This window comes from Vogesella sp. EB (assembly GCF_001037925.1).
In the GTDB taxonomy this organism is placed as follows: domain Bacteria; phylum Pseudomonadota; class Gammaproteobacteria; order Burkholderiales; family Chromobacteriaceae; genus Vogesella; species Vogesella indigofera.
The window spans coordinates 26,893-50,733 of sequence record NZ_LFDT01000016.1; the positions used below are offsets into that span (position 1 = coordinate 26,893).

General features: G+C 64.9%; 23 protein-coding genes. 7 read left to right on the plus strand and 16 right to left on the minus strand.

Features of this window, described 5'->3' with window-relative positions; all coding sequences use genetic code 11:
• Window positions 1-69: 69 nt before the first annotated feature.
• The 6 genes from ACG97_RS10610 to aceB all read right to left on the minus strand — a co-directional run bounded on the left by ACG97_RS10610 (window position 70) and on the right by aceB (window position 6,245).
• Complete coding sequence (locus tag ACG97_RS10610) at window positions 70-678, minus strand: glutathione S-transferase (RefSeq protein WP_047967333.1); 609 nt, start codon at window positions 676-678, stop codon at window positions 70-72.
• A 105-nt stretch (window positions 679-783) separates the two neighbouring features.
• A complete protein-coding gene (locus ACG97_RS10615; RefSeq protein ID WP_047967334.1) occupies window positions 784-1,491 on the minus strand; it encodes an SIMPL domain-containing protein in 708 nt (235 codons plus the stop codon).
• Window positions 1,492-1,659: 168 nt separating this feature from the next.
• The gene (locus ACG97_RS10620; RefSeq protein ID WP_047967335.1) at window positions 1,660-2,454 is read right to left on the minus strand and encodes an ABC transporter ATP-binding protein; all 795 of its coding nucleotides are present in this window, start codon (window positions 2,452-2,454) and stop codon (window positions 1,660-1,662) included.
• Window positions 2,454-3,353: an ABC transporter permease gene (locus ACG97_RS10625; protein ID WP_047967336.1), complete on the minus strand. Its 900-nt coding sequence runs from the start codon at window positions 3,351-3,353 to the stop codon at window positions 2,454-2,456. Before ACG97_RS10625 ends, ACG97_RS10620 begins: the two co-directional genes overlap by 1 nt.
• A 108-nt stretch (window positions 3,354-3,461) precedes the next feature.
• Window positions 3,462-4,427 (minus strand): ABC transporter substrate-binding protein, encoded by a 966-nt coding sequence (locus tag ACG97_RS10630; protein WP_156168014.1) that lies wholly within the window; start codon window positions 4,425-4,427, stop codon window positions 3,462-3,464.
• Between the two features lie 222 nt (window positions 4,428-4,649).
• Window positions 4,650-6,245 (minus strand): malate synthase A, encoded by a 1,596-nt coding sequence (gene aceB, locus ACG97_RS10635; RefSeq protein WP_047967338.1) that lies wholly within the window; start codon window positions 6,243-6,245, stop codon window positions 4,650-4,652.
• A 176-nt stretch (window positions 6,246-6,421) separates the two neighbouring features.
• On the opposite strand from aceB, the gene ACG97_RS10640 reads away from it, so the two are divergent.
• Complete coding sequence (locus tag ACG97_RS10640; RefSeq protein ID WP_047967380.1) at window positions 6,422-7,300, plus strand: LysR family transcriptional regulator; 879 nt, start codon at window positions 6,422-6,424, stop codon at window positions 7,298-7,300.
• Between the two features lie 133 nt (window positions 7,301-7,433).
• On the opposite strand, the gene ACG97_RS10645 is transcribed toward ACG97_RS10640, so the two are convergent.
• From ACG97_RS10645 to ACG97_RS10665, 5 genes are all read right to left on the minus strand, one after another.
• Window positions 7,434-9,227, minus strand: coding sequence for a GGDEF domain-containing protein (locus tag ACG97_RS10645; protein ID WP_047967339.1), 1,794 nt, complete (start codon window positions 9,225-9,227; stop codon window positions 7,434-7,436).
• Between the two features lie 75 nt (window positions 9,228-9,302).
• Entirely contained in the window at window positions 9,303-9,596 is a 294-nt protein-coding gene (ftsB, locus tag ACG97_RS10650) for a cell division protein FtsB (protein WP_047967340.1), read from the minus strand.
• Window positions 9,597-9,599: 3 nt separating this feature from the next.
• Window positions 9,600-10,883: a phosphopyruvate hydratase gene (gene eno / locus ACG97_RS10655; RefSeq protein ID WP_047967341.1), complete on the minus strand. Its 1,284-nt coding sequence runs from the start codon at window positions 10,881-10,883 to the stop codon at window positions 9,600-9,602.
• 86 nt (window positions 10,884-10,969) lie between these two features.
• Window positions 10,970-11,821: a 3-deoxy-8-phosphooctulonate synthase gene (gene kdsA, locus ACG97_RS10660; RefSeq protein ID WP_047967342.1), complete on the minus strand. Its 852-nt coding sequence runs from the start codon at window positions 11,819-11,821 to the stop codon at window positions 10,970-10,972.
• 62 nt (window positions 11,822-11,883) lie between these two features.
• Window positions 11,884-13,524 carry a CTP synthase gene (locus ACG97_RS10665; RefSeq protein WP_047967343.1) on the minus strand — a complete coding sequence of 547 codons (1,641 nt, stop codon included), beginning with the start codon at window positions 13,522-13,524 and terminating at the stop codon, window positions 11,884-11,886.
• A gap of 347 nt (window positions 13,525-13,871) precedes the next feature.
• Here ACG97_RS10665 and rpmB point away from each other — a divergent pair, with 347 nt between their 5' ends.
• Together rpmB and rpmG are read left to right on the plus strand one after the other, a co-directional pair.
• Entirely contained in the window at window positions 13,872-14,105 is a 234-nt protein-coding gene (gene rpmB / locus ACG97_RS10670; protein WP_047967344.1) for a 50S ribosomal protein L28, read from the plus strand.
• 37 nt (window positions 14,106-14,142) lie between these two features.
• On the plus strand, window positions 14,143-14,298 hold the full coding sequence (rpmG, locus tag ACG97_RS10675; protein ID WP_047967345.1) for a 50S ribosomal protein L33: 156 nt from the start codon (window positions 14,143-14,145) through the stop codon (window positions 14,296-14,298).
• Window positions 14,299-14,418: 120 nt separating this feature from the next.
• Here rpmG and ACG97_RS10680 read toward each other — a convergent pair whose 3' ends face one another.
• Both ACG97_RS10680 and ACG97_RS10685 read right to left on the minus strand, forming a co-directional pair.
• Entirely contained in the window at window positions 14,419-15,639 is a 1,221-nt protein-coding gene (locus tag ACG97_RS10680; protein ID WP_047967346.1) for an FAD-dependent monooxygenase, read from the minus strand.
• Between the two features lie 72 nt (window positions 15,640-15,711).
• Window positions 15,712-16,629 (minus strand): LysR family transcriptional regulator, encoded by a 918-nt coding sequence (locus tag ACG97_RS10685; RefSeq protein ID WP_047967347.1) that lies wholly within the window; start codon window positions 16,627-16,629, stop codon window positions 15,712-15,714.
• Between the two features lie 184 nt (window positions 16,630-16,813).
• Between ACG97_RS10685 and ACG97_RS10690 the strand changes: the two genes are divergently transcribed.
• The 3 genes from ACG97_RS10690 (at window position 16,814) to ACG97_RS10700 (ending at window position 19,615) form a co-directional block, all read left to right on the plus strand.
• Complete coding sequence (locus tag ACG97_RS10690) at window positions 16,814-17,692, plus strand: DMT family transporter (protein ID WP_047967348.1); 879 nt, start codon at window positions 16,814-16,816, stop codon at window positions 17,690-17,692.
• A gap of 62 nt (window positions 17,693-17,754) precedes the next feature.
• On the plus strand, window positions 17,755-18,660 hold the full coding sequence (locus tag ACG97_RS16950; protein WP_053068142.1) for a hypothetical protein: 906 nt from the start codon (window positions 17,755-17,757) through the stop codon (window positions 18,658-18,660).
• 157 nt (window positions 18,661-18,817) lie between these two features.
• On the plus strand, window positions 18,818-19,615 hold the full coding sequence (locus tag ACG97_RS10700) for a CHAD domain-containing protein (RefSeq protein WP_162199008.1): 798 nt from the start codon (window positions 18,818-18,820) through the stop codon (window positions 19,613-19,615).
• A gap of 357 nt (window positions 19,616-19,972) precedes the next feature.
• Here the strand turns inward: ACG97_RS10700 and ACG97_RS10705 are convergent, their stop codons facing one another.
• Complete coding sequence (locus ACG97_RS10705; RefSeq protein WP_047967350.1) at window positions 19,973-20,608, minus strand: ATP-dependent Clp protease proteolytic subunit; 636 nt, start codon at window positions 20,606-20,608, stop codon at window positions 19,973-19,975.
• Window positions 20,609-20,892: 284 nt separating this feature from the next.
• On the opposite strand from ACG97_RS10705, the gene ACG97_RS10710 reads away from it, so the two are divergent.
• Window positions 20,893-21,639, plus strand: a complete 747-nt coding sequence (locus tag ACG97_RS10710; RefSeq protein WP_047967351.1) for an ABC transporter substrate-binding protein — start codon at window positions 20,893-20,895, stop codon at window positions 21,637-21,639.
• A 66-nt stretch (window positions 21,640-21,705) separates the two neighbouring features.
• Here ACG97_RS10710 and ACG97_RS10715 read toward each other — a convergent pair whose 3' ends face one another.
• On the minus strand, window positions 21,706-22,482 hold the full coding sequence (locus ACG97_RS10715; protein WP_047967352.1) for an EAL domain-containing protein: 777 nt from the start codon (window positions 22,480-22,482) through the stop codon (window positions 21,706-21,708).
• A 316-nt stretch (window positions 22,483-22,798) separates the two neighbouring features.
• Window positions 22,799-23,395, minus strand: a complete 597-nt coding sequence (locus tag ACG97_RS10720) for a YSC84-related protein (protein WP_047967382.1) — start codon at window positions 23,393-23,395, stop codon at window positions 22,799-22,801.
• Between the last annotated feature and the right edge of the window lie 446 nt (window positions 23,396-23,841).

Here is a 23,841-nt window from a genome sequence, read left to right on the forward strand (position 1 = left end):
CGACAGCGCATGCCTGATATAAGCTTAGACCGTATTGCCCGAATTACCATGCTGCATGGCACAAGCCGCTTACGCTGGCGGTAGCGTGTCGCTGAAGCTGGCGCGCTGCTGCAGGCGCAGCGCCAGGCCGGCCAGGTTAGGATGCAGCGTGCGCCAGTCGAGATCGGCAAAGCGGAAGTCGAGGTAGCCCAGGCAGCAACCGACGCTGATGTCGGCAATGCCGTAGCTGTCGGCACAGCACCAGTTGCGCTCGCCGAGGTCGTGCGCCAGGGCGGCCAGGCCGCGGATGACCTTGTCGTGCTGGCGGTTGATCCAGTCGGCGCTTTGCAGTGCCGGCGGGCGGCGCTGTTCGATCACGATATTGGCGGCGGCATCGCAGATGCCATCGGCCAGCGCCTCCCAGCAGCGGGCTTCGATCAGCTGGCGGCGTTCCTGCGGGAACAGCCGTGCCACCGGGGAAATGCTGTCCAGATACTCGACGATGACGCGGGAATCAAACAGCGCGCTGCCGTCGTCCAGCAGCAATACCGGCACCTTGCCCAGCGGGTTGAACTCGGCGACCCGGCTGCCGGCCTCCCATGGCAGGTCCAGTTCCAGCGGGCAGTCGATCTTTTTCTCGGCCAGCACCACGCGCACCTTGCGGGCAAACGGGCTGGTCAGTGAGGCAATCAGTTTCATGATGGTGTGTGTGCTTGGCGGCTTGTTTCGCGGGAGTGCGATATTGTAAGCGCAGTATCAGCAACGGCGGGATGAGCGTCAATCGCGCCGTTGCCGGGCCGGGCCTTATTGCAGCTCGATACGGCCGCTGACATTGAGCTGGATGGTGCTTTTACCCGGTTGCCATTCCGGTGTGGTCACCTCGGCCACCGCATCGGCCGTCATCGCCTTGGCGCGCATCATCAGCGGCGGCATGTTCGGCTGGCTTTCGCCGATGGTCAGCTCGCGCACCTGCTGTTGCGGCTTGCCCAGCGCCTTGCCGGCGGCGGTGGCCTGGTGCTGCAGCAGGGCAATCGCTTCCGGGATCAGCGTCTGCTCGGTGGCCTTGCGCGTGCTGTCGGCGACGCTGAACTGCACCCCTTCCAGCAGCATGTATTTCTGCAGCTGGGCGATCAGCTCGGCGGCGGCGGTAAAGTCGCGGCTGTGCAGGCGGATGTCGGCGCGGCCCTGCCAGCCATTGATCTTGCCGTTCTTGTCGTAGCTGGGCCAGCTATTGTAGTTGCCGCTGCTGATGGTCACCTTCGGGTAGCCGGCGGCATCGGCCTTGGCGCGGTTGAGGGCGCGGTTCAACTTGTCGGCCAGCTGTGCCGCCTGTGGCTGCCGTTCCTGGATGTAGAGCGTCGCGTTCAGCTGGTCATTGGGCAACTCGCGCTGGGCGCTGGCGCTGAGGTTGAGGACGGTGGCGGGCTCGGCCGCCTGGGCCGGTGCCAGCTGGCTCAGCAGCAGGGTGACGCCGAGCAGCAAGGGACGGGAAGAACGCAGGAACAGGGACATGATGGGACCTTTCGCGGTGAAAACAGCGCTGTGACTGTGGCGATGCGTGATGGTTGCAATCGTACCGGCTAATTATGGCCGTTGAATGTAACGCTGTCGTGCGGCGGGCGAGCGGACATGAAAAAGCACGACCCGCGGGTCGTGCTGTGTGTAGGGCGCTTGCCGGTTTCAGCCCAGCAGTAGCGCGTCGTCGTCGATCTGTTCGCCGCGGGTTTTCTCGAACATCGCCAGCAGGTCGCTGACCTGCATCTGCTTGCGCTCGTCGCCGCTGACATCCAGCACCACGCGGCCCTGATGCAGCATCACGGTGCGGTGGCCATGATCCAGCGCCTGGCGCATGGAGTGGGTGACCATCATCGCGGTAAGCTTGTTTTCCTGCACGATGCGGTCGGTCAGCTCCAGCACGAAGGCGGCGGTTTTCGGGTCCAGCGCGGCGGTGTGTTCGTCCAGCAGCAGGATGCGCGACGGCTGCAGTGAGGCCATCAGTAGGCTGACCGCCTGGCGCTGGCCGCCGGAGAGCAGGTCGATGCGGTCGGCGAGGCGGTTTTCCAGCCCCAGCTTCAGCATCGCCAGCTTGTCGCGGAACAGCTCGCGCTGCTCCGCGCGGATGGCGCGGCCAAAGCCGCGGCTGCGGCCACGGTGCCACGCCAGCGCCATGTTTTCCTCGATGCTGAGCCCTTCGCAGGTACCGGCCATCGGGTCCTGGAACACGCGCGCCACCATGCCGGCGCGTTGCCAGGCCGGCACGCGGGTGACGTCCTGCTCGTCGATGTGCAGGCTGCCGCGGTCGACGAACAGGTCGCCGGAGATGGCATTCAGCAGCGTGGATTTGCCGGCGCCGTTGCTGCCGATCACGGTCACGAACTGGCCGGATTCGATGGTCAGCGACAGGCCGCGCAGCACCGGATTCTCGATCGGGGTGCCGGGGTTGAAGGTCTTGAACAGATTGTCGGCGCGCAGCATCAGTGCTTTCCTCCGGCCTTGCGGGAAAATTTCGCTTTCAGTTTCGGCAATACCAGCGCAAAGCCGACCAGCAGCGCGGTGATCAGGTTCAGGTCCTGTGCCTGCAGACCGATGAAGTCGGCGTTCAGCGCCACCGCGATCAGCAGGCGATACAGCAGCGCGCCGATGATGGTGGCCAGCGTGATCACCCACAGCTTGCGCGACGGCAGCAGGGTTTCGCCGATGATCACCGCGGCGAGGCCGACCACGATGGTGCCGACGCCCATCGACACGTCGGCGCCGCCCTGGGTCTGCACGTACAGCGCACCGGCCAGCGCGATCAGCGCATTGGACAGCGCCATGCCGGACAGCACCATGCGCTCGGTGGCCACGCCCTGGGCGCGTGCCATGCGCGGGTTGGCGCCGGTGGCGCGCATCGCGAGGCCGGTCTGCGAGGCAAAGAACAGGTCCAGCGCGATCTTGGTGACGACGATGATCACCGCCAGCACCGCCGGCTGCACCAGCCAGCTGTTTTCCAGCGCCTCGCCGATGAACGGGGCGAACACCGTCGGCGAGCCGATCAGCGGCATATTGGGCGCGCCCATGATGCGCAGGTTGATCGAGTACAGCGCGATCATCACCAGGATGCTGGCCAGCAGCTGCAGGATGTTGAGGCGCACGTGCAGCCAGGCGGTGACCAGGCCGGATGCGGCACCGGCCAGCGCGCCGAAGCCGCAAGCCAGCCACGGGTCGTGGCCGCCGGCGATCAGGGTGGCGGCGACGGCGCCGCCCAGCGGGAAGCTGCCGTCGGCGGTGAGGTCGGGGAAATCAAGGATGCGGAAGGAAATCAGCACGCCCAGCGCCACCAGCGCAAAGATCAGACCGATTTCCAGGGCACCCATCAACGCGATAGGGGTCATGGCTTACCTGCAATAACAAGCGCTCCTGTGCGCCAATCGGTAATCGGGCATCGCGGAGCGCGGGGTGAACAAGGTTGGCCGCAACGGTGGCTGCGGCCAACGTTGGCATTACTTAATGATTTCCTTGGCTTCCTTCAGCAGGGCCGGCGACAGGGTGACGCCCTGTTTCTGCGCCGCGCCCTGGTTCAGCGTCAGCGACAGCTTCTCGCCGACTTGCGGCGCAATGGCGGCGGCTTTCTCGCCTTTCAGGATGCGCACCACCAGCTTGCCGGTCTGGCGGCCGATGTCGTAGTAGTTCTGGCCCAGTGCCGCGGTGGCGCCACGCTTCACCGAATCGGTATCGGCGGCCACCAGCGGGATCTTGGCCTGCTGTGCCACGCCGACCAGCGACTCGTAGGTCGACACCACGTTGTTGTCGGTGCTGGTGTAGATCACGTCGACCTTGCCGATCAGGCTCTTGGCGGCCGGGGCCACGTCCACGGTGCGTGCCGCCGGGGCTTCCACCAGCGTCATGCCGCGCTTGGCCAGCTCGGCCTTCAGCTCCTTGGCCACGATCACCGAGTTGACTTCACCCGGGCTGTACACCATGCCGACGCGCTTGGCGCCCGGCTTCACCTTGGCGATCAGGTCAACCTGCGACGACAGCTTCAGCATGTCGGAAACGCCGGTGACGTTGCCGTTGCCGGCTTTCCAGCTTTTCACCAGCTTGGCGGCGACCGGATCGGTGACCGCGGTGAACACCACCGGAATGCTGCGGGTGCCGGCGACGGCGGCCTGCGCGCTCGGCGTGGCGATGGCCACGATCACGTCCGGCGCGTCACCGATGAACTTGCGGGCGATCTGCGCGGCGGTGGCCGGGTTGCCCTGCGCGCTCTGGTACTGGTACTTGATCTGCTTGCCGGCCTCGAAGCCGGCAGCCTTCAGTTCGTCTTCCACGCCCTTGCGCGCGGCATCCAGCGCCGGGTGATCCACAATGGCGGTGACGGCGACCGATTTCATGTCGGCGGCAGTGGCGAACGGGCTGAGGCTGGCGGCCAGCAGCGCGGCCAGGACGGTGCGGCGAGGGAAGTTCATCATGGCGATACCTTTGTTCCGGATGGTATTGTTGACTTGGTAATGCAGCTTTCGCGCAATGATATTGCAAAACCCCGCTTATTTCAGTTTGTGCAAAGCAATAATATTTCAAATATTGTATCCATGAGAAGCAATCTGCCATCACTTGGTGCATTGCGAAATGAAAAGGCCCCATAACGGGGCCTGGGCGCTGTTTGCTATCAAAATGGGCAGGGCGGTGGCTCAGTCCAGATATTCGTTGCCGGGCAGGGTCAGGAAGTCGATGAACTCGTCGCTGCTGATCAGCAGGTCGAACAGCTGTGCCGCGTCCTCGAACTGGCGGCGCCAGCGGCTGCCGTACTCGGCGCGCAGCTTGTTGATCTCGTCGGCGGCCAGGTCGCGGAACAGGCCTAGCGTCACCTTGCGGCCATCGTCCAGCACCCCTTTCGGGCTGCGTATCCACTGCCAGATCTGCGAACGGGCGATCTCGGCGGTGGCGGCCTCTTCCAGCAGGTTGTGGATCGGCACGCAGCCGTTGCCGCTGAACCAGGCGCCGAGATACTGGATGCCGACGTTGATGTTGTTGCGCAGGCCGTGCTCGGTGATCGGCGTTTCCGGCTGGAAGTTGAGCAGGTCGGCGGCGGTGATTAGCACGTCGTCGCGCTGGCGTTGCCACTGGTGGACGGCACTGCCCAGCACGCTGCGGAAGGCCTCGTGCGCCAGCGGTACCAGCGCGGGGTGGGCGACCCAGCCGCCGTCGTAGCCGTCGCGCGCGTCGCGTTCCTTTTCGGCGCGGATTTCGGCCAGCGCCAGCTCGTTGCTGCTGGGGTCGTGCTTGATCGGGATCAGCGCCGACATGCCGCCAATGGCCGGCGCGCCGCGCTGGTGGCAGGTCTTGATCAGCTGCAGGGTGTAGGAGCGCATGAAGGGCACGCGCATGGTGATGCGCTCGCGGTCGGCGAGACAGAACTCGCGATTGTGGCGGAAGTGCTTGATGCAGCTGAAAATGTAGTCCCAGCGTCCGGCATTGAGACCGGCGCTGTGCTCTCGCAGTTCGTACAGGATTTCGTCCATCTCGAAGGCGGCGAGGATGTTCTCGATCATCGCGGTAGCCTTGATGCTGCCGCGCGGCAGCTGCAGCAGCTGCTGTGCCGCGACAAAGATGTCGTTCCACAGCCGCGCCTCGAGGTGCGATTCCAGCTTCGGCAGGTAGTAGTACGGCGCGCGGCCAACCTTGTGCAGGTCGGCGGCATTATGAAAATACGACAGCGCAAAATCGAACAGGCCGCCGTTGACCATCTGGCCGTCGACCAGCAGGTGTTTTTCCGGCAGGTGCCAGCCGCGCGGGCGCACCATCAGCGTGGCGATGTCGTCATTGAGGCGGTAGTGGCGGCCGTCGTGGCCGTGGTAAGCCAGCGTCCTGCGCCAGGCGTCGCGCAGGTTGATCTGCCCCTGCAGCTGGTTGTCCCAGCTCGGGCATTGCGCATCCTCGAAATCGACCATGAACACGCTGGCGCCGGAGTTCAGCGCATTGATCATCACCTTGCGCTCGGCGGGGCCGGTAATTTCGACGCGGCGGTCGTGCAGATCGGCCGGCAGCGGCGCGATCTGCCACTCGCCCTGGCGGATGGCGGCGGTTTCCGGCAGGAAGTCGGGCAGCGCGCCGGCATCGAGGCTGGCCTGGCGCTGCTGGCGGCGCTGCATCAGCTCGCGGCGTTGCGGCTCGAAGCGGCGGTGCAATGTGGCGACAAAGGCCAGCGCCTCGGGGGTAAGGATGCTGGCAAACGCGCTGGTGACCGGGGCGTTGATGTCCACGCCTTGCGGCAGTGCCTGCGTCATGGCTGTTCTCTCCTGTGCTTGTCGGGTGGTGACGGCAAGTTTCTGTTTTTATTTGCGATCTTGCTTAGCAACTGCTTGCTTTGCGGTGCAGTTTAGCATGTGGCAGTGTGGGAAAATCCGGTAATATCGCGAAACATATTTTACTTTTTGTGAGGTAATGCCCGGTGCTGAAGCAGATGGAAACCTTTGTCGCGGTGGTCAATCTGGGCAGCCTGTCGGCGGCGGCGCGACAGGAGGGGGTGGTGGCGGCGATGATCGGGCGGCGGCTGGATGCGCTGGAGGAGCGGCTGGGCGTCAAGCTGCTGGTGCGCACCACACGCAGCGTGACGCTGACGCAGGAGGGCACTGCCTTTTTCGAAGATTGCCAGCGCATCCTGGCCGAGCTGGCCGAGGCCGAGGCGGCGGTGGCCTCCGGCAGTGGCCGTGCCCGTGGCCACCTGCGGCTGTCGGCGCCGGCCGGTTTTGGCCGCCGCCACGTCGCGCCGCACATCGCCTCTTTCCAGCAGTCGCATCCCGATCTGCGCGTCACGCTGGACCTGTCCGACCGGCTGGTGGACCTGGCGCGCGACCGCATCGACTGCGCCATCCGCATTTCCGATCTCGCCGATTCCTCGCTGGTGGCGGTGCGGCTGGCGGAAAACCGCCGCGTGGTGGTGGCGGCGCCGGCCTATCTGGCGCGGCACGGCATCCCGCGCACGCTGGAGGATCTGGCCGGCCACAACTGCCTGTCGCTGGGTGAGAGCCAGAGTCGCGGCTGGACCTTCAAGGTCGACGGCGAGCTGCTCAACCTGCGCGTGCGCGGCGTGCTAGAGTGCAATGACGGCGCGGTGCTGCACGACTGGGCGCTGGCCGGGCTGGGGCTGGCGTGGCGTTCGCTGTGGGAGGTGAAGGACGACCTGTCCGATGGCCGGCTGGTGACGGTGCTGGAGCGCTTTTCGTCGCCGGATTATCCGGTGTACGCGGTGGTGCCGCAGCGGCGCTTCCTGCCCGGACGGGTACGGCTGTTCATCGACCACCTGAAGGCCTGCTACAGCAGCCCCGGCTACTGGGACTAGCGGCGCCGGCTTGCGGCCAACCTTGGGGTGGCTGGTCCGCGATTGCGGGGCGTATTCGATGGTGGCGCCTGGGGCGCGACGGGGAATGGATAGGCGGGCGACACGCGTTGGCGTGGCCGCCCGCCAGGCAGGGTTAGGGGGTTTCCGCCGACAGGGTGCGGTTCTTGCCGGCCAGCTTGGCGCGGTACATGGCGCTGTCGGCACGTTCGATCACGTCGGTATCGCACTCGCCGAGGTGCCACAGCGCGACACCGGCGCTGAAGGTCACCACCAGCCGGTCCTGGTTGGCGAGGTAGAAGTTCTTGGTCAGCTCGCGCTGCAGGCGCTGCACCAGCTCGACCGCCTCGTTGATGCCGGTATCCGGCAGCAGCACCACGAACTCCTCGCCGCCGAAGCGGGCGACGATGTCGGAGCTGCGCATCGAGCGGTGCATCAGTTCCACCAGATACTTCAGCACGTCGTCACCGGTCAGGTGGCCGTAACGGTCGTTCAGCTGCTTGAAGTTGTCGACGTCGATCAGCGCCACCGACAGCGGCTGGCCGCTGCGCTTGGCGCGGCTGATCTCGCGCTCGAAATGCTCTTCCAGGCCGCGGCGGTTGTAGGCGCCGGTGAGCTGGTCTTCCTTGATCTTGGCGCTGGCCGCTTCCAGCGCGTGTTCCAGCTCGCTGATGCGCTGCTGCGCGCTGTGCACCTCGTTGCGGGCCGCCAGCAGTTCGCCGTGCGATTCGCTGAGATTGGTCTGCATGTTGGCGGTATCGCTCAGCAGCAGTTGCAGGATGTCGTTCAGCTGGTTGACGTCCTGGGTGCCGCGGATGCTCTCGCTGTGGCTGTGCAGGCGTTGCTGGAAGTCGCCGGTGCTGCTGCTCATCAGTGACAGCTTGTCGAGGAAGGTGTCCAGCAGCGCGCGCAGCGAGCTGGTGGCCTCGTCCAGCGAGTGTTTCAGCGTGCCCTGCTTGTGGATCACTTCCTTGAGGCTGGCTTCCAGCTGGTAGATGTGCTGGATCGAGATGTTCGGCTGCGCCAGGATCTGTTGCAGGCCGCTGATCTGGCCGACCAGATAGCTGTCGGACTGGTTCAGCTCGGCGACATTCTGCAGCATCAGCTGCATCAGGTTGGACAGGCCGGTGACCAGCCGTTCGTCGTCCTGCGACTGCAGCTCGAGGCGGATCAGGAAGCTGCGCAGCTGCGGGAAGAAATTGTCGACATCGTGGCTGTTGTGGATGCTGCCCAGCGCGTTGCGAGTGTCGCTGAAGTGCTGCGACAGTTCCGGATAGTGCACCAGTCGCGGCTCGATGCCGAACTTGAGGGTGTAGTCGAAGACATCCTTCCACACCTGGCAGCGGTCGCCGTCGTCCGCCTCGTCGGCAGCGGCTGTCGGGCCTGGTACCGGCGCGCTGCTGGCGAGCGCAGTGTCGGCGTCCGCTTGCGCGGCCTGGCCGGCTGCCGGCTGCAGCCAGCTTTTCACCAGGTTGTGCAGCTTTTCGTTGAGTTCGTCCGGGGTGTTGCCGAAGGACAGTAGCACCCGTTCCAGTGCCGACTGCTTGTAGTTCTGGCTCAGGGCCGGATTGCGGATTTCCCAGGCCTTCATCAGGTCCTGGATCAGGCTGCCCCAGTTTTGCGCCAGCTGGCGGTTGCGGCCGTTGAGTTCGGCCAGTTCCAGCGTCAGCTGTGGCACCAGCTCCCATTTTTCATCGTCGATGGCACGGCGCAGCTTGGCGATGGCAATCTTGCTGCTGGCCTCTTCCGCCGGCAGGCTCTCGTAGGCGCGCAGCAGCAGGTCGGCCAGCTTGTTGCTGCGGGCCTCGGCGGGCACACCCATGATTTCGCTGTAAACGCGTTCGAAATTGTCCGGTGTCGGGAGGAGTTTGCGCAGCGTCAGCTGTTTCAGCGTCTCGCGCGCGGTGTCGATTGGATTGTGCGTCGTCATGGACCAGACCCTGGAGCTTTTATGAGCAGCCATTATGTTTTTTTGAGCCTGCAGTGAAGGTCAGAACCGGTGCGGTTATGGAGTCTCCGAGGCGGTGCTATTGTCCAGCAGCTGGAAAAACACCTCGTTGTTCCGGATCATACCAAGTTCATTACGCGCACGCTCTTCGATTGCGGCAGAACCTTGCTTCAGGTCACGCACTTCGGCGTCGAGTGCGGCGTTGCGGCCAACCAGGACTGCGTTGGCCGCACGTTGTTCCTCGACCTGGGAGTCGAGTTGCCAGACCCTGAGCCAGCTGCCCTTGCCTAGCCAGAGTGGCCATTGCAGGGCAGCGATCAGGACAATCAGCGTCAGGGTCAGCCAGCGCATTGCTTATTTCAGGTGGTAGAAGGCAGCACGGCCCGGGTACCAGGCGGCATCACCCAGCTCTTCTTCGATACGCAGCAGCTGGTTGTACTTGGCCATGCGGTCGGAGCGCGACAGCGAGCCGGTCTTGATCTGCATACAGTTGGTAGCCACGGCCAGGTCGGCGATGGTGCTGTCTTCGGTTTCGCCGGAGCGGTGGCTCATCACGCTGGTGTAGCGCGAGCGCTTGGCCAGGTCGACGGCTTTCAGCGTTTCCGACAGGGTACCGATCTGGTTCACCTTCACCAGCAGCGAGTTGGCGAGGCCGCCTTCGATGCCTTTGGCCAGGATCGCCGGGTTGGTGACGAACAGGTCGTCGCCGACCAGCTGCACGCGGTCGCCCAGACGCTCGGTCAGGATCTTCCAGCCGTTCCAGTCGTGCTCGCTCATGCCGTCCTCGATCGAGATGATCGGGTACTTGTTGGCCAGCGTCTCCAGGTAGTCGGTGAACTGCTCGGAGGACAGCGACAGGCCTTCGGCGGTCAGGTGGTACTTGCCGTCCTTGTAGAACTCGCTGGAGGCGCAGTCCAGTGCCAGCATCACGTCCTGGCCGGCAACATAACCGGCGGCATCGATGGCTTCCAGAATCAGCGTGATCGCTTCTTCGTGGCTGGTCAGGTTAGGCGCGAAGCCGCCTTCGTCGCCGACGGTGGTGGCGTAGCCCTTGCTGTCGCACAGTTTCTTCAGCGCGTGGAAGATCTCGGCGCCGCAGCGCAGCGCTTCGCGGAAGGTGGCGGCGCCGACCGGCAGGATCATGAATTCCTGGATGTCGAGGGTGTTGTTGGCGTGGGCGCCACCGTTGATCACGTTCATCATCGGTACTGGCAGCGCCATCGGGCCGGCACCGCCGAGGTAGCGGTACAGCGGCAGGCCGGCGTCTTCGGCTGCAGCGCGGGCCACGGCCATCGATACGGCCAGCATGGCGTTGGCGCCGAGGCGGGATTTGGTTTCGGTGCCGTCCAGCTCGATCAGGGTCTTGTCGATGAAGGCCTGGTCGGAAGCGTCGAGGCCGATGATGGCTTCGCAGATTTCGGTGTTGATGTTTTCAACGGCTTTCAGTACGCCCTTGCCGAGGTAGCGGCCCTTGTCGCCATCGCGCAGTTCCAGTGCTTCCTTCTCGCCGGTGGAGGCGCCGGACGGTACGGCTGCGCGGCCCATCACGCCGGAGTCCAGCAAGACGTCGGCTTCAACTGTCGGGTTGCCACGGGAATCGAGGATTTCGCGGGCAATCACGTCGATGATCGAACTCATGAATGTTTCCTTCAAGGGGTCTAGGTTAGTCAAACCGGAATACGGTGCGGCCAACCTTGCAACAGGTTGGCCGTGAAATCAACCTGTTACAGCGTTTGTTCGGCAAACGGCTGGCCCTTGACCAGCGCATCGATCTGCTTGAGCGTGTGCAGCAGCTCTTTCATGCGCGGCAGCGGCCAGGCGTTGGGGCCGTCGGACATGGCTTTGGCCGGGTCCGGATGGGTCTCCATGAACAGGCCGGCGATGCCGGTGGCCACTGCAGCGCGCGCCAGTACCGGCACGAATTCGCGCTGGCCGCCGGAGCTGGTGCCCTGGCCGCCAGGCAGCTGCACCGAGTGGGTGGCGTCGTACACCACCGGGCAGCCGGTTTCGCGCATGATCGCCAGCGAGCGCATGTCGGAGACCAGATTGTTGTAGCCGAAGGAGGCGCCGCGTTCGCAGGCCATGAAGCTGTCCGGGTCGAGACCGGCTTCCAGCGCGGCTTCGCGCGCCTTGTCGATCACGTGCTTCATGTCGCCCGGCGCCATGAACTGGCCCTTCTTGATGTTCACCGGCTTGCCGCACACGGCGACGGCGCGGATGAAGTCGGTCTGGCGCGCGAGGAAGGCCGGGGTCTGCAGCACGTCGACGACGGCGGCGACGTGCGGCACCTGTTCTTCGGTGTGCACGTCGGTCAGCACCGGCACGCCGATCTGGCGGCGTACTTCGGCCAGGATGCGCAGGCCTTGTTCCATGCCGAAGCCGCGGAACGACTTGCCGGAGGAGCGGTTGGCCTTGTCGAAACTGGATTTGTAGATGAAGTTGATGCCCAGTTCGCTGGTGATTTCCTTCAGCTGACCGGCGGTATCCAGCGCCATCTGTTCGCTCTCGATCACGCAGGGACCGGCGATCAGGAACAGCGGGTGGTCAAGACCGACTTCGAATCCGGCGAGTTTCATGGTGTGTGTCCTTCAGCTGGAAACAGGGTTGGCCGCAGTGCTGCGGCCAACCCTGGATGGCATCAAGCCTTGGCTGTATCAGCCTGGTAGGCGAGGGCCGCTTTGACGTAGGCGATGAACAGCGGGTGGCCGTCACGCGGGGTGGAAGTGAATTCCGGATGGAACTGGCAGGCGAAGAACCAGCGGTGGTTGCCCAGTTCGATGGTTTCCACCAGCTTTTCGTGGCCGGCAGACAGGCCGCTGATGGTCAGACCGGCTTCCTGCAGACGACCAACGTAGTGGTTGTTGACTTCGTAGCGGTGACGGTGACGCTCGGTGATCTCGGTGTTGCCGTACACGCGTGCCGCCAGCGAACCGGTGGCCAGTTCGCACTGCTGGCTGCCCAGGCGCATGGTGCCGCCGAGGTTGGAGTTCTCGTCGCGGGTTTCGATCTTGCCGTCGTGGTTGACCCACTCGTCGATCAGTGCCACCACCGGGTAGTCGGTTTCGAGGTCGAATTCGGTGGAGTTGGCGCCGGCCATGCCGGCCACGTCACGGGCGTACTCGATCAGCGCGATCTGCATCCCCAGGCAGATGCCGAGGTAAGGGATGTTGTTTTCGCGGGCGAATTTCACCGCCTTGATCTTGCCTTCCACGCCGCGCTTGCCGAAGCCGCCCGGGACCAGGATCGCGTCCATGTCCTTCAGCGATTCGGCGCCGTCACGTTCGATCTCTTCCGAGTCGACGTAGATGATGTTGACGTTGGTGCGGGTGTGCACGCCGGCGTGTTTCAGTGCCTCGGTCAGCGACTTGTACGATTCGGTCAGGTCGACATACTTGCCGACCATGGCGATGTTGACCGCGTGCTGCGGGTGCTCGATGGCGTCGATGATGCCGTTCCACACCGACAGGTCCGCTTTCGGCAGCTCCAGCTGCAGCTGTTCGCAGATGATGTCGTCGATACCCTGCGCGTGCAGCATGCCCGGTACCTTGTAGATCGAGTCGGCGTCGTAGCAGCCGATTACCGCGTTCTCTTCCACGTTGCAGAACAGCGCGATCTTGCGCTTTTCGTCTTCCGGCAGTTCGCGGTCCATGCGGCACAGCAGTATGTCCGGCTGGATGCCGATTTCGCGCATCTCCTTCACCGAGTGCTGCGTCGGCTTAGTCTTGATCTCGCCGGCGGTGGCGATATAAGGCACGTAGGAGAGGTGCACGAACAGGGTGTTCTTGCGGCCGTGGTTGGAGCGCATCTGGCGGATTGCTTCCAGGAACGGCAGCGATTCGATGTCGCCGACCGTGCCGCCGATTTCCACGATGGCCACGTCCACGTCACCGGCGCCTTCGCGTACTTTCAGCTTGATCTCGTCGGTAATGTGCGGAATCACCTGCACGGTGCCACCGAGATAGTCACCACGGCGTTCCTTGGTGATCACCGATTCGTAGATCTGGCCGGTGGTGAAGTTGTTGCTTTTCTTCATCTTGGCTTTGATGAAGCGCTCGTAGTGACCCAGATCCAGGTCGGTTTCCGCACCGTCTTCGGTTACGAAGACTTCGCCGTGCTGGAACGGGCTCATGGTGCCCGGATCGACGTTGATGTAAGGGTCGAGCTTCAGCATGGTGACTTTAAGCCCGCGAGACTCAAGGATAGCGGCGATGGACGCAGCGGCGATGCCCTTGCCGAGGGAGGACACCACACCGCCGGTTACGAAGATGTACTTGGTCATGGGAATGCAACTCTGTTGGAATCTGTGATTTTAACCGAAAGTCGCACTTTTTTGAATGGGCAATGCGCGACTGTTTGCCGTTTGTCCGCAATTACTTGCCGGCGCCGCGCCGGGCGGGCGGCGCGGGTTTTCGTGATGCAAGCCACAGTTGCCCGCCGTCGCCGCGCGTCATGACAATTAAAGCGTGCGCGCGCCGTAGCCTTGTTGTATTATTGCGGATTCTTTTGGCCGCTCAAGCATGGCGGGTGATACTGTCGGGTTCCATAACCGGCAGGGCACCGTCTTGTCGAATGGCTTCTTAATATGGTATAAGTTTACCTTTTACCGGCTTTTGGGAGTGATGAACCATGGCGCGTGTTTGCAAAGTCACCGGCAAGCGTCCGATGACCGGGAACAATGTGTCCCACGCCAATAACAAGACTAAGCGTCGTTTTCTGCCTAACCTGCAATATCGCAAGTTCTGGGTAGAGAGCGAAAATCGTTGGGTGCGTCTGCGTATTTCTAACGCAGCACTGCGTACCATCGACAAGGTTGGTATTGACGTCGTTTTGGCCGACCTGCGTGCTCGCGGCGAGCTGTAATTTTTCGACCGACGAAATCGACAATTAAGGAATAGCCATGCGCGACAAGATCAAGCTGGAATCGACCGCAGGTACCGGTCATTTCTACACCACCACCAAGAACAAGCGTACGATGCCTGAGAAAATGGAGATCAAAAAGTTTGATCCCGTTGCTCGCAAGCATGTTCTGTACAAGGAAATCAAACTGAAGTAATTCAGTCTGATTGTCTTGTTGAAAAAAGCCCTTTGATTCGTCAAAGGGCTTTTTGTTTGGCTGCTGCCGTTGTGCGGTGGTGTTGATGCGCTGCGGCCAGGGTTGGCCGCAGCGGGTTGCTCATTTGCCGGGCAGGGCGATGCGCAGGCCGCGCGCCAGCGGTGACAGGCCCAGTGCGTAGCGCACCACTTCCTGTTTCAGCCTGCCGGGGCGGTTGGCCAGCTTCAGCGCCAGGTTGCGCAGCAGGCGCAGCGGCGGGGCGCTGTTGCCAAAGCCGTAGCAGAAGGCATCCATCAGTCGCTGCATGGCGTGGTTGGGCAGCATGCGCTGGCGCTGGTAGCGTTGCAGCAGCGCCGGTGCCGCCGGGTCCTGCCCCAGGCGGAAGGCCTCGTGCAGCAGCGCGGATAGCGCCTGCACATCCTGGAAACCGAGGTTGACGCCCTGGCCAGCCAGCGGATGGATGGTGTGCGCGGCATCGCCGGCCAGCACCACGCGGCCGCGATGGTAGCACTGCGCATGGCGGCGGGTGAGGGCGAAGCTGCCGCGGCTGACCAGCTGGCGCAGCACCGGCAGCCGGGCGGGGAATTCACGCTGGAAGGCGGCAATCAGTGCCGCTTCGCTGAGGGTTTCCAGCTCGCGTACCCGTGCCGGCTGGTGATACCACACCAGCGAGGCGTAGTCGCCGGGCAGCGGCAGCAGCGATTGCGGGCCGGTGGCGGTGAATTGCTGCCAGGTGATGTCGCGCTCGCCGCCCTCGATGGCGAAGGTGGCGACAAAGGCGTGCATCGGGTAGTCGTGGCTGTTGATGCCGATGCCGGCCAGCCGGCGCGCGGCGGACTGGGCGCCGTCGGCGGCGACCACCAGCCTGGCGGCAAACTGGCGACCGCTGCCCAGCGTCACCAGGCAGTGATCACCCTGTTCGCTCAGCGATTGCAGCAGGTCGGGGCAGATCAGCTCGATATTGTCATGCTGCGCCAGCGCTTGCTGGCAGGCCAGCTGCACGATGCGGTTCTCGATAATGTGGCCCAGTTCGGCCTCGCCCAGCTCGGCGGCGTCGAACAGCGTGCCTTCCTGCTCGTCGTTTTCCCACACCAGCATGCGCTGGTACGGCGCGCTGCGCATCGCCTCGATAGATGGCCAGGCGCCGATGCGCTGCAGCAGTTGCCGCGATGCCGGGCTGATGGCGGACACGCGCAAATCCGGCGCGCTGGCCGGATCGAAGGCGGTGGGCGCCTGTTGTTCCAGCACCACGATGCGGCGACCGCTGTCGGCCAGTGCTGCGGCCAGTGCCGCCCCGACCATGCCGCCACCGACGATGAACAGATCAGCTTGTTCGACCATGTTTAGCCTCTTGTACCGAATAAAGTCGGGGCCGACTGTAGCAGTACGCCTTGCGGCCAACCTTGGTCTGGGTCAAATCCCGTCCAGCGCCGCCTGCAGCCGCGGGATGATGAAGGAGATGAAGGCCTGGTGCTTGCGCGGCATCGGCTGGTGGTAGGCAAATACCAGGAATACCGGCCAGCCGGCGGCGCGCCACTGCGGCAGTACCGCGACGATGTCGCCTTTTTCCAGCAGCGGCTTGGCCATGTAGCTGGGCAACAGGCCGATGCCGTGTCCGGCCTGGATGATGCTGGACACCACCGCGTACTGGTCCACTACCAGCGACGGGCAGATATTGAGGGTGGCACTGGTGTCGTCGCAGGCCAGCCGCCATTCGCTGCCCTGCTTGCCGTAGTAGGCGTTGCTGATCAGGCGGTGCTGGTGCAGCTGCTCGGTGCTGGCCGGCGCCGGGTGCTGCGCCAGATAGGCCGGGCTGGCGTACAGCGCCTCCCACACCAGCCCCACCGGGCGCGCCACCAGCCGGTCGTCGTGGACATTGCGCGTGCGCAGGGTAAAATCCAGCCCCTCGCCGACCGGGTCCTGGATGCGGTTTTCCACTTTCAGTTCGATGCGCAGCGCCGGGTACAGCATCGCCATCTCCGCCAGCAGCGGCCCCAGCAGCTGTTGCGCGAGGCCGGCGGAGCAGCCGATGCGCAGCACGCCTTCCACGCTGTCGCGCGCCTGTTCGATGTCGTGACGCACGCTGTCCAGCAGTTCGCGCAGACGGGTGGCGTGCGCGGCCAGCCGCTGCCCGCTTTCGGTGAGCGCCACGCGGCGGGTATTGCGCAGCACCAGCACGGTGCCCAGCTCCTGTTCCAGTTCCTTGATCAGCTGGCTGATGCGGCTCTTGGCGCAGTGCAGCGCCTCGGCGGCGGCGGTAAAGCTGCCGTGGCGGGCGAGGGCGTCGAAAGCAAGTAGCGCGTCAGGCGAAAGGGTTGGCGTTGTTTTCATTGCAGAACAATCTGTTTAGCATTGTGTGGTGTTCAGTAGTGTAACGCGGGATTAAGCTGTCGTTCACCTCGCTGTCATGGTTTCGCAACCTGCGCGACGGTTGATGCACTCCAGTGTGACCTATGGCCGACCGCCCATGTCGGCCATTTTTTTTGCAGCCACAGCGGCTGCCAGACGGAAAATCATGTTGCCCTATATCGCCTTGACCACGGCCATGCTGCTGTGGGCCAGTTCCTTCATCGCCCTGAAAATCGTGTTCCAGGTGTTTGACCCGCTGTTCGTGCTGTTCTGCCGCATGGTGATCGCTACCGCGCTACTGCTGCCGCTGATGGCGTGGCAGGGCTCGCGCTGGCACTACCGCGCCGGTGACTGGAAGTGGATCCTGCTGCTCGGCCTGTGCGAGCCGTGCCTGTATTTCCTGTTCGAGGCGCAGGCGCTGCTGTACACCAGCGCCTCGCAGGCCGGGTTGATCACCGCCACGCTGCCGGTGCTGGCCGCGCTCGGCGCGTTGCTGTTCCTGCGCGAGAAGCTTGGCCGGCGCGCCTGGTGCGGTATCGCCATCTCGCTGCTGGGCGTGGCGTGGCTGACGCTGACCAGCGAATCCTCGGCCGCGGCGCCGAATCCGCTGCTGGGCAACACGCTGGAATTCCTGGCCATGGTCTGCGCCACCGGTTACGTGCTGATGGCGAAGAAGCTGTCCAGCCGCTATTCGGCGCTGGCGATTACCGCGATCCAGACGGTGATGGGCTGTGTCTGGTTCGGCATCAGCCTGCTGACGCCGTGGGCCAGCTGGCCGCAGGCGTTCCCGGCCGACGCGGTATTCTGGGTGGTGTACCTCGGCGCCTTCATCACCCTTGGCGCCTACGGCCTGTACACCTGGTCGGTGTCCAAGGTGCCGGTGGCGATGGCGGCGGCGTTCATCAACCTGATCCCGGTGTTCACCCTGCTGCTGGCCGGCCTGTTGCTGGACGAGCGCCTCAACGGCTGGCAATGGCTGGCCTGCCTGCTGGTATTGGGCGGGGTGATGCTGAGCCAGAGCAAGCGCCCTGCGACGGCGGCTTGAGTTTGCCGCCGGGCGATAGTGTATTACCCTTGCGCTTTGGCATTATTCACCGGTGGCTTTTTATGACGTCTTCTCTCGCGGCACTCGCCGCCGCTTGTTGCCTGCTGCTACCGGCGCTGTCCCTGGCTCAGACCCAGACGCCGGCCATCGCGCATGGCGCGGCCGAAGCGGCCACACCAGCCACACCGGCCGCCACTGCCCACGACGCGCCACACGAGAAACTGTCGCCGTCGATGCGGCCGCTGTCGCCGCCGGTGCGGGTCAATCATCCGCCGCGGCGCCTGCCGCAACAGGCCGCGCCCTACGCCAGGCCGGCAGTCAGGCATCAGCAGCCACACGCACCAGCGCACCGGCAGCCGGCGATGGCGGTGCCGTTGCGTGCCGCCGCCGCGCTGGCTAGCCGGCTGTTGCCGCGCGGCCAGCATGGCGACAAGTCGCCGCGGCTGACGGTGCTGGCCTGCGCCGACGGTGCGCCGCGCCACGGCGCGCAGGGCGCGCTGTATCTGGTGCAGAACCCCGGCAACCAGCTGCTGCTGGGTGAGGCGGGCGTCAGCCACGCGGTGCGCCAGCTGCGCACGCCGCTGCTGCTGGTGCTGGCCAGTGCCGACTGCAAGGCGGTCAACACCGCGCGCAGCGATTTTTCGGCACTGCCGCTGGCCGAGCAGCGCACGCTGCTGAGCATCAATGTCGACAAGGGCGGTACGCCGCTCTCGGCGCAGCTGGACAACTTGGACAACCAGGTCGAGGCGGCGGTGCTGCACTACGGCGGCGAGGTCGAGGCCGGCCGGCTGTCGGTGATCGGCGCCTATTACGATGCCGCCGGCCAGCTGGGCAAACGCGGGCAGCTGGTGGTGACCAGCATCAACGGCGAACGCGACAAGGCCACCATCGCGCGCCTGCTGCGGCAGCGGGCGGTGTTCAATGCCGCCACCGGCATCGGTACGCCACTGGCCAGCAGCAGTCACTGATTCTTCTGCGCTATTACGATTGCGGCCAACCTTGCTGGGCAAGGTTGGCCGCAATGCCTTGTGGTGTGCGCCGGCGGTTGCGCCACCGTGTATCGCGCCTGCCGTGACGGCACGGCTGTACTACGCTACACAGCAACAGCCTGTCGAAAGTCGCGCCATGTCCGCCTCTGCCCGCCGCATCCTGAAACGCCGCCTTGCCCGCTATCGCCGCGACATCCTGCTGGCGCGGCAGCAGCTGAGCGCAGCCGACAATGGCGAGGCGCTGCACCAGTTGCGCATCGGCCTGCGCCAGTTGCGCAGCCTGCTGCGCAGCCTCGGTACCTTGCCCGGTGCGACGCCGCTGCTGCGGCTGTCGGCACAGTTACGTCAGCTGGCCGCGGCCGGCAATGACTGGCGCGATCGTGAAGTAAGACTGGCGCTGCTGCAACAGGCGGCCGGCGAGGCCGACAGCAAGGCCTTTTCCGCCTGGCGCCGGCGCGAGGTGATGGCGCTGCAGGCCGGGCGGCTGGATTTGCAGCAGCAGGCGATGGTGCTGGACCAGCTGCTGCCGGCCTTGCGGCGCGCCTGTGCGCCGCTGCTGGCGCACCGCAACCGGCGTCTGCGGCGCACACTGCGGCGGGCGCTGTTGCAGACGCGCCGCCGCTACCGCCGCGCCCAGCGTGACTGGCAGCGGCAGCCGGGCGATGCCTTGCTGGCGCACCGGCTACGGCTGCTGGCCAAGCGGCTGCGTTACCAGATCGAGGCCGGCGGCAAGCTGCTGGGCCAGCGCTGGCGGCGGCGGGCGCAGCGTGCCCGCGACTGGCAGCAGCAGCTGGGCGACGAACGCGACCGGCAGTTGCTGCTGCAAAGCATAGCGCGCGATCGCATTCCGCTGCCGGCGGCGGCGCGGCGCTGGCTGGAGCAGGGCGCCAGCGCCAACCTTGGCGGCCTGCTGCAGGCGGCCAGCGCGTCCTGAGCGCGCGACCTTGCCGGTTCGGCGATGAACTGTTTGCGGCCAAGCTTGCTGCGCACGCGTCGCCAACAGCGCCGTCAGCGGCAGATGGTGAAGTGGCGAACTGGCGAACTGGCGACGCATCAGACTGCATCGTTGGCCGCCGCTCTCCCTGCGTGGCCAGCCCGGCCCAACGCTGGTCAACCCGATCACGACCGGTCGCGCCCAGCCCAAGCCGGCGTGCACCATGCTGCCGGCGTTCTGCCGCGCTGCGGTCACTCGCTTTTCCTGGTGCGCGGCTTGCGTGGCGCGGTGGTCGGCAGTCCTTGCTGGATGCGGTGCAGGCGGCGACGGATGCCGCCGATGTTCCGCCGCGATCCGTCACTCGCTTTTCCTGGTGCGCGGCTTGCGTGGTGCGGTGGTCGGCAGCCCTTGCTGGATGCGGTGCAGACGGCGACGGATGTCGTCGGTATCGAGCCAGATGTCCTCGCCGCGGAAGATGCGCTCCAGTTCCTCCGCGCTGAGGAAGGGCATGCACACGTGGCGCATCACCTTCTCGAACCACTTGCCGCTGGCCATCACCTGCGCCTGCTGCTCGTTGCCCTTGCCGATCAGCGCCGACGAGTAGTTGTGGAACATCAGCTGGCAGGTGTCGTGCACGATCAGCTCGTCGCCGGCAAGAAAGATCAGCGCGCCCATCGAGTAGGCGCGCGCCTCCAGAATGGTGATCACGTGCGCCGGGCTGGCGGCGATGTTGTTGATGATCTGCAGCCCGGTATCGAAATTGCCGCCCTGGGTGTTGAGGTGCAGGAAAATGATGTCGGATTCGCTGGTGCTGCGCAGCGTGTACAGCAGGTCGGTGTAGTGGATCGGCGCGCCGATCTCGCCGGACAGGTAGAACGAGATCTGGCGGATCACGCCCTGGGTTTCGTAGCGACGGAACAGCGGTACCTTCTTGCTGTCGTCGTCTTCGTCTTCTTCCAGCGCGGCGCTTGGGATGATGTGTGGCTGGTGCATCGCGGCTCCTTGGGGTGCGGCAGCAGGGACGGCTTTATCTGGATAGTAGCCGGCGGTTCGCGCTTTTGTCGGCGAGCTGCGTGCTGCTGGCGGCAACGCCGGTTACAACACGGACACACGACGGCGTGGTGCTGCGGCTTACACTGCGGCTGAGCGTGCGCTGCGGCCAACCCTGGAGTACGGCGGCGGCAATGACTGGCGAATCTGGCGGCAGGTAGTAAGCTGAACCATGTCGGCCGCATTTTATGCGACCATGCTTGACCGGATGGCGGATGAGGGACGGGATGAAACAGACATTGCGGCACGGCTTGCCGCTGCTGCTGGCCATGGCGTCGTGGCCGGTGGCGGCACAACCGACGATCACGCTGCACTACTATGAGCGGCCGCCATTCATGGTACGGCAGGATAGCGGAGGGGCCAGTGGTTTGACCGCCGACCGCGCGCGGCGCGCCTTTGCCCGCGCCGGCATCCCGGTCCGCTGGGCGCTGACGCCGGCCAAGCGCCAGCTTGCCCTGTTGCGCGCCAATGGCGGCCACGACTGCGCCGTCGGCTGGTTCCGCACCCCGCAGCGGCAGGCCTACGCGCTGTTCAGTCGCGCCATCTACCAGGATCGTGGCGTGGTGCTGATCGCGCGCAGCCAGTGGCTGCCGCCGGCCGGCAGCACGCTGGAACAGCTGCTGGCCAATGACCGCCTGCACCTGCTGTACAAGGACGGGTTGACCTACGGCAGCTATGTGCAGAGCAAGCTGGGCATGGCCAAGGCCGACATCAACTACAGCACCATGGAACAGCCGCAGCTGCTGCGCATGGTGGCGGCCGGCCGCGCCGATGCCATGTTCGCCACCCGCGAAGAGGCGGAAATGCTGCTCACCAGCGGCGAATCCGGCCATGGCGCGCTGCAGCTGCTGGCGTTTCCCGACGTCGGCGCCGGCGACACGCGCCACATCATGTGCAGCCGTCGCGTCGGCGATGCGCTGATGCGGCGGCTGGATGCCGCCATCGCCACCGAGATCCGGCTGGCGCTGCGCTAGCCGGCGCCGCTGCCGTTCGCGTGGCGGCCAAGCTGGGCCAGGGTTGGCCGCAAGCCGCCGTGATGTTCAGGCCACGGGCGCGCGGCTGACTGGCCAGTTGATGGCCGGCAGCTGTTCAAAGCCCGGCTTGGCGAACAGGTAGCCCTGATACAGGTGCACCGCCTGCGTCTGCAGCCAGGCCAGCTCGTCCTCGCTTTCCACGCCCTCGGCGATGATCTCGATGTGCAGCGCCTGGCACACGCCGATAATCCCTTTCACGATCGCCTGTCGCACCAGATCAAGGTGAATGTTGCGCACCAGCGCCATGTCCAGCTTGATGATGTCCGGCTGGAATTCCGCCAGCAGATTGAGCCCGGAATAGCCGGCGCCAAAATCGTCGATCGCGGTCTGGAAACCCTGGCGCTTGTACTCGGCCATGATGCTTTTCAGGTGCGCCTTGTCCACCAGCTGCTCGCTCTCGGTGATCTCGAACAGCAGGCGGTTGGTGGGGAAGTTGAAACGCTGCGCCGCCGCCAGCGTGGTGCGGATGCAGGTCGCGGCCTGATACACCGCATTGGGCAGGAAGTTGATGCTGACAAAACAGGGAATCGCCAGCCGGGCCGCCAGCTCCACCGCTTTCACGCGGCAGGACTGGTCGAACACGTAGCGGTTGTGCTCGTTGACCTGCTGCAGGATGCTGGCCGCGCCGCTACCGTCACGCCCGCGCACCAGAGCCTCATAGGCAAACACGCTGCGATCGCGCATATCGACAATCGGCTGGAACGCCATGGTGAAGTCAAAGCCCAGCGGCGGTGCATCGTGGCAGGCGTGGCAGGGCTTGATGTCGGGCGGGGCGGTCTGCATGTAGGGGACTCCTGGAGAAGGGCTGGCCCGGCGGGGCCGGCTGGCGGGAAAACGGCCGCGCGGTGGCGGCGCAGGCGTCACATTATGGCACCGTTTCAAACGCCGGTTCCGGATTGCCGCAGCCGGGCCGCATCGTCGCCGTGATTGCGCCTGTTTCTTGCCGTCGGCACGCGGCTAGCCGCAGCTCCGCAGCAATGCCTGCCGCGCAACACGCAGGCGTGCGGCGGGGCGGGGCAGGCAATGGGCCAAACAATTGCGGCCAACCTTGGCAACAAGGTTGGCCGCAAGCATGGCTGCCGCGTCGAATGGGGCGCGGCTACATGTCCAGCTTGGTGATGCGGGTGCCTTCCAGCGTCAGGTTGGCCATCAGCCCGCTGTTGGTCATCACGAAGCCGACCACCGGCTGCATCGCGGTATTGAGGTCGATCTCGCCGTTGGCGCCGACATTGAGCAGCGCGACGGAGGCATCGGCCCCCACGGTCCAGCCGCTGCCGGTGCGGAATTTGTTGAGCGCATCCTGGGTCATGAACAGGAAGATCACCGCCTTGGATTGCGCGCCGATCTGCCAGCCGAAGGAGCCGCTGACGGTCTGGTAGTAGCCGGCGGGTTTGCCTTCCATGCGCAGTGCGCCCTTGCCGTATTCGGCGCCCACCACCAGCCCGGCGGCGATCACCGACGGAAACACCAGCACGCCCTTGGCCTTGGCCACCAGCTCCTGTGAGCCGCGCGCGTTGCCGTACAGCCGTGTCAGGGTGCTGTCGTAGGCGCTGTCGATCTCGCGTTTTTCGTTGGCGATGCTGGTGGCGTCGCGGTTGGCCTGCGTGGTGGTGAGATGGCCGCCGCCGGTGGTGGTGCAGCCGGCCAGTAGCGACACGGCGACGCCGAGTGCGACGCCCAGTTTGCGAACTTGCATGATGTTCTCCTGTTGACTTGCCATTCGGCTCACGGCTGCGCGCAATGTGGTGCGCATTGTTGCCGTGGGGCGGCCGGCGCTGCGGGAACGGGGCAAGGTCGGTGCCGCTGGCGGATCAGGCCGGGCAACAGGGTGATGATGGCGTGGGGATGAAAGGTAAACGGCTCTCCATGATGGGTGTGGAATGACACCCGCCCGGCCACCCGAGCACGAGCGGCATGACGCGGCATAAGGGAGAAGTGGCTCACGGCTGGCGGCTGGGTGCTGTCGGACGGGTGCATTCCTTCCGTCGTTATAGGCGATGCTGGCAGCTGCTAGCCTTTTGATTAGGCAAACAATTCATTGCGAGTGCGTTGTTTTGCATTTCATGCCTTATCGCTAAAAAAGCGCCAGTTTGGGTCTTGGCTGGCGGGTGGCGGCGCCAAAAAGCCTTGCGGCCAACCCTG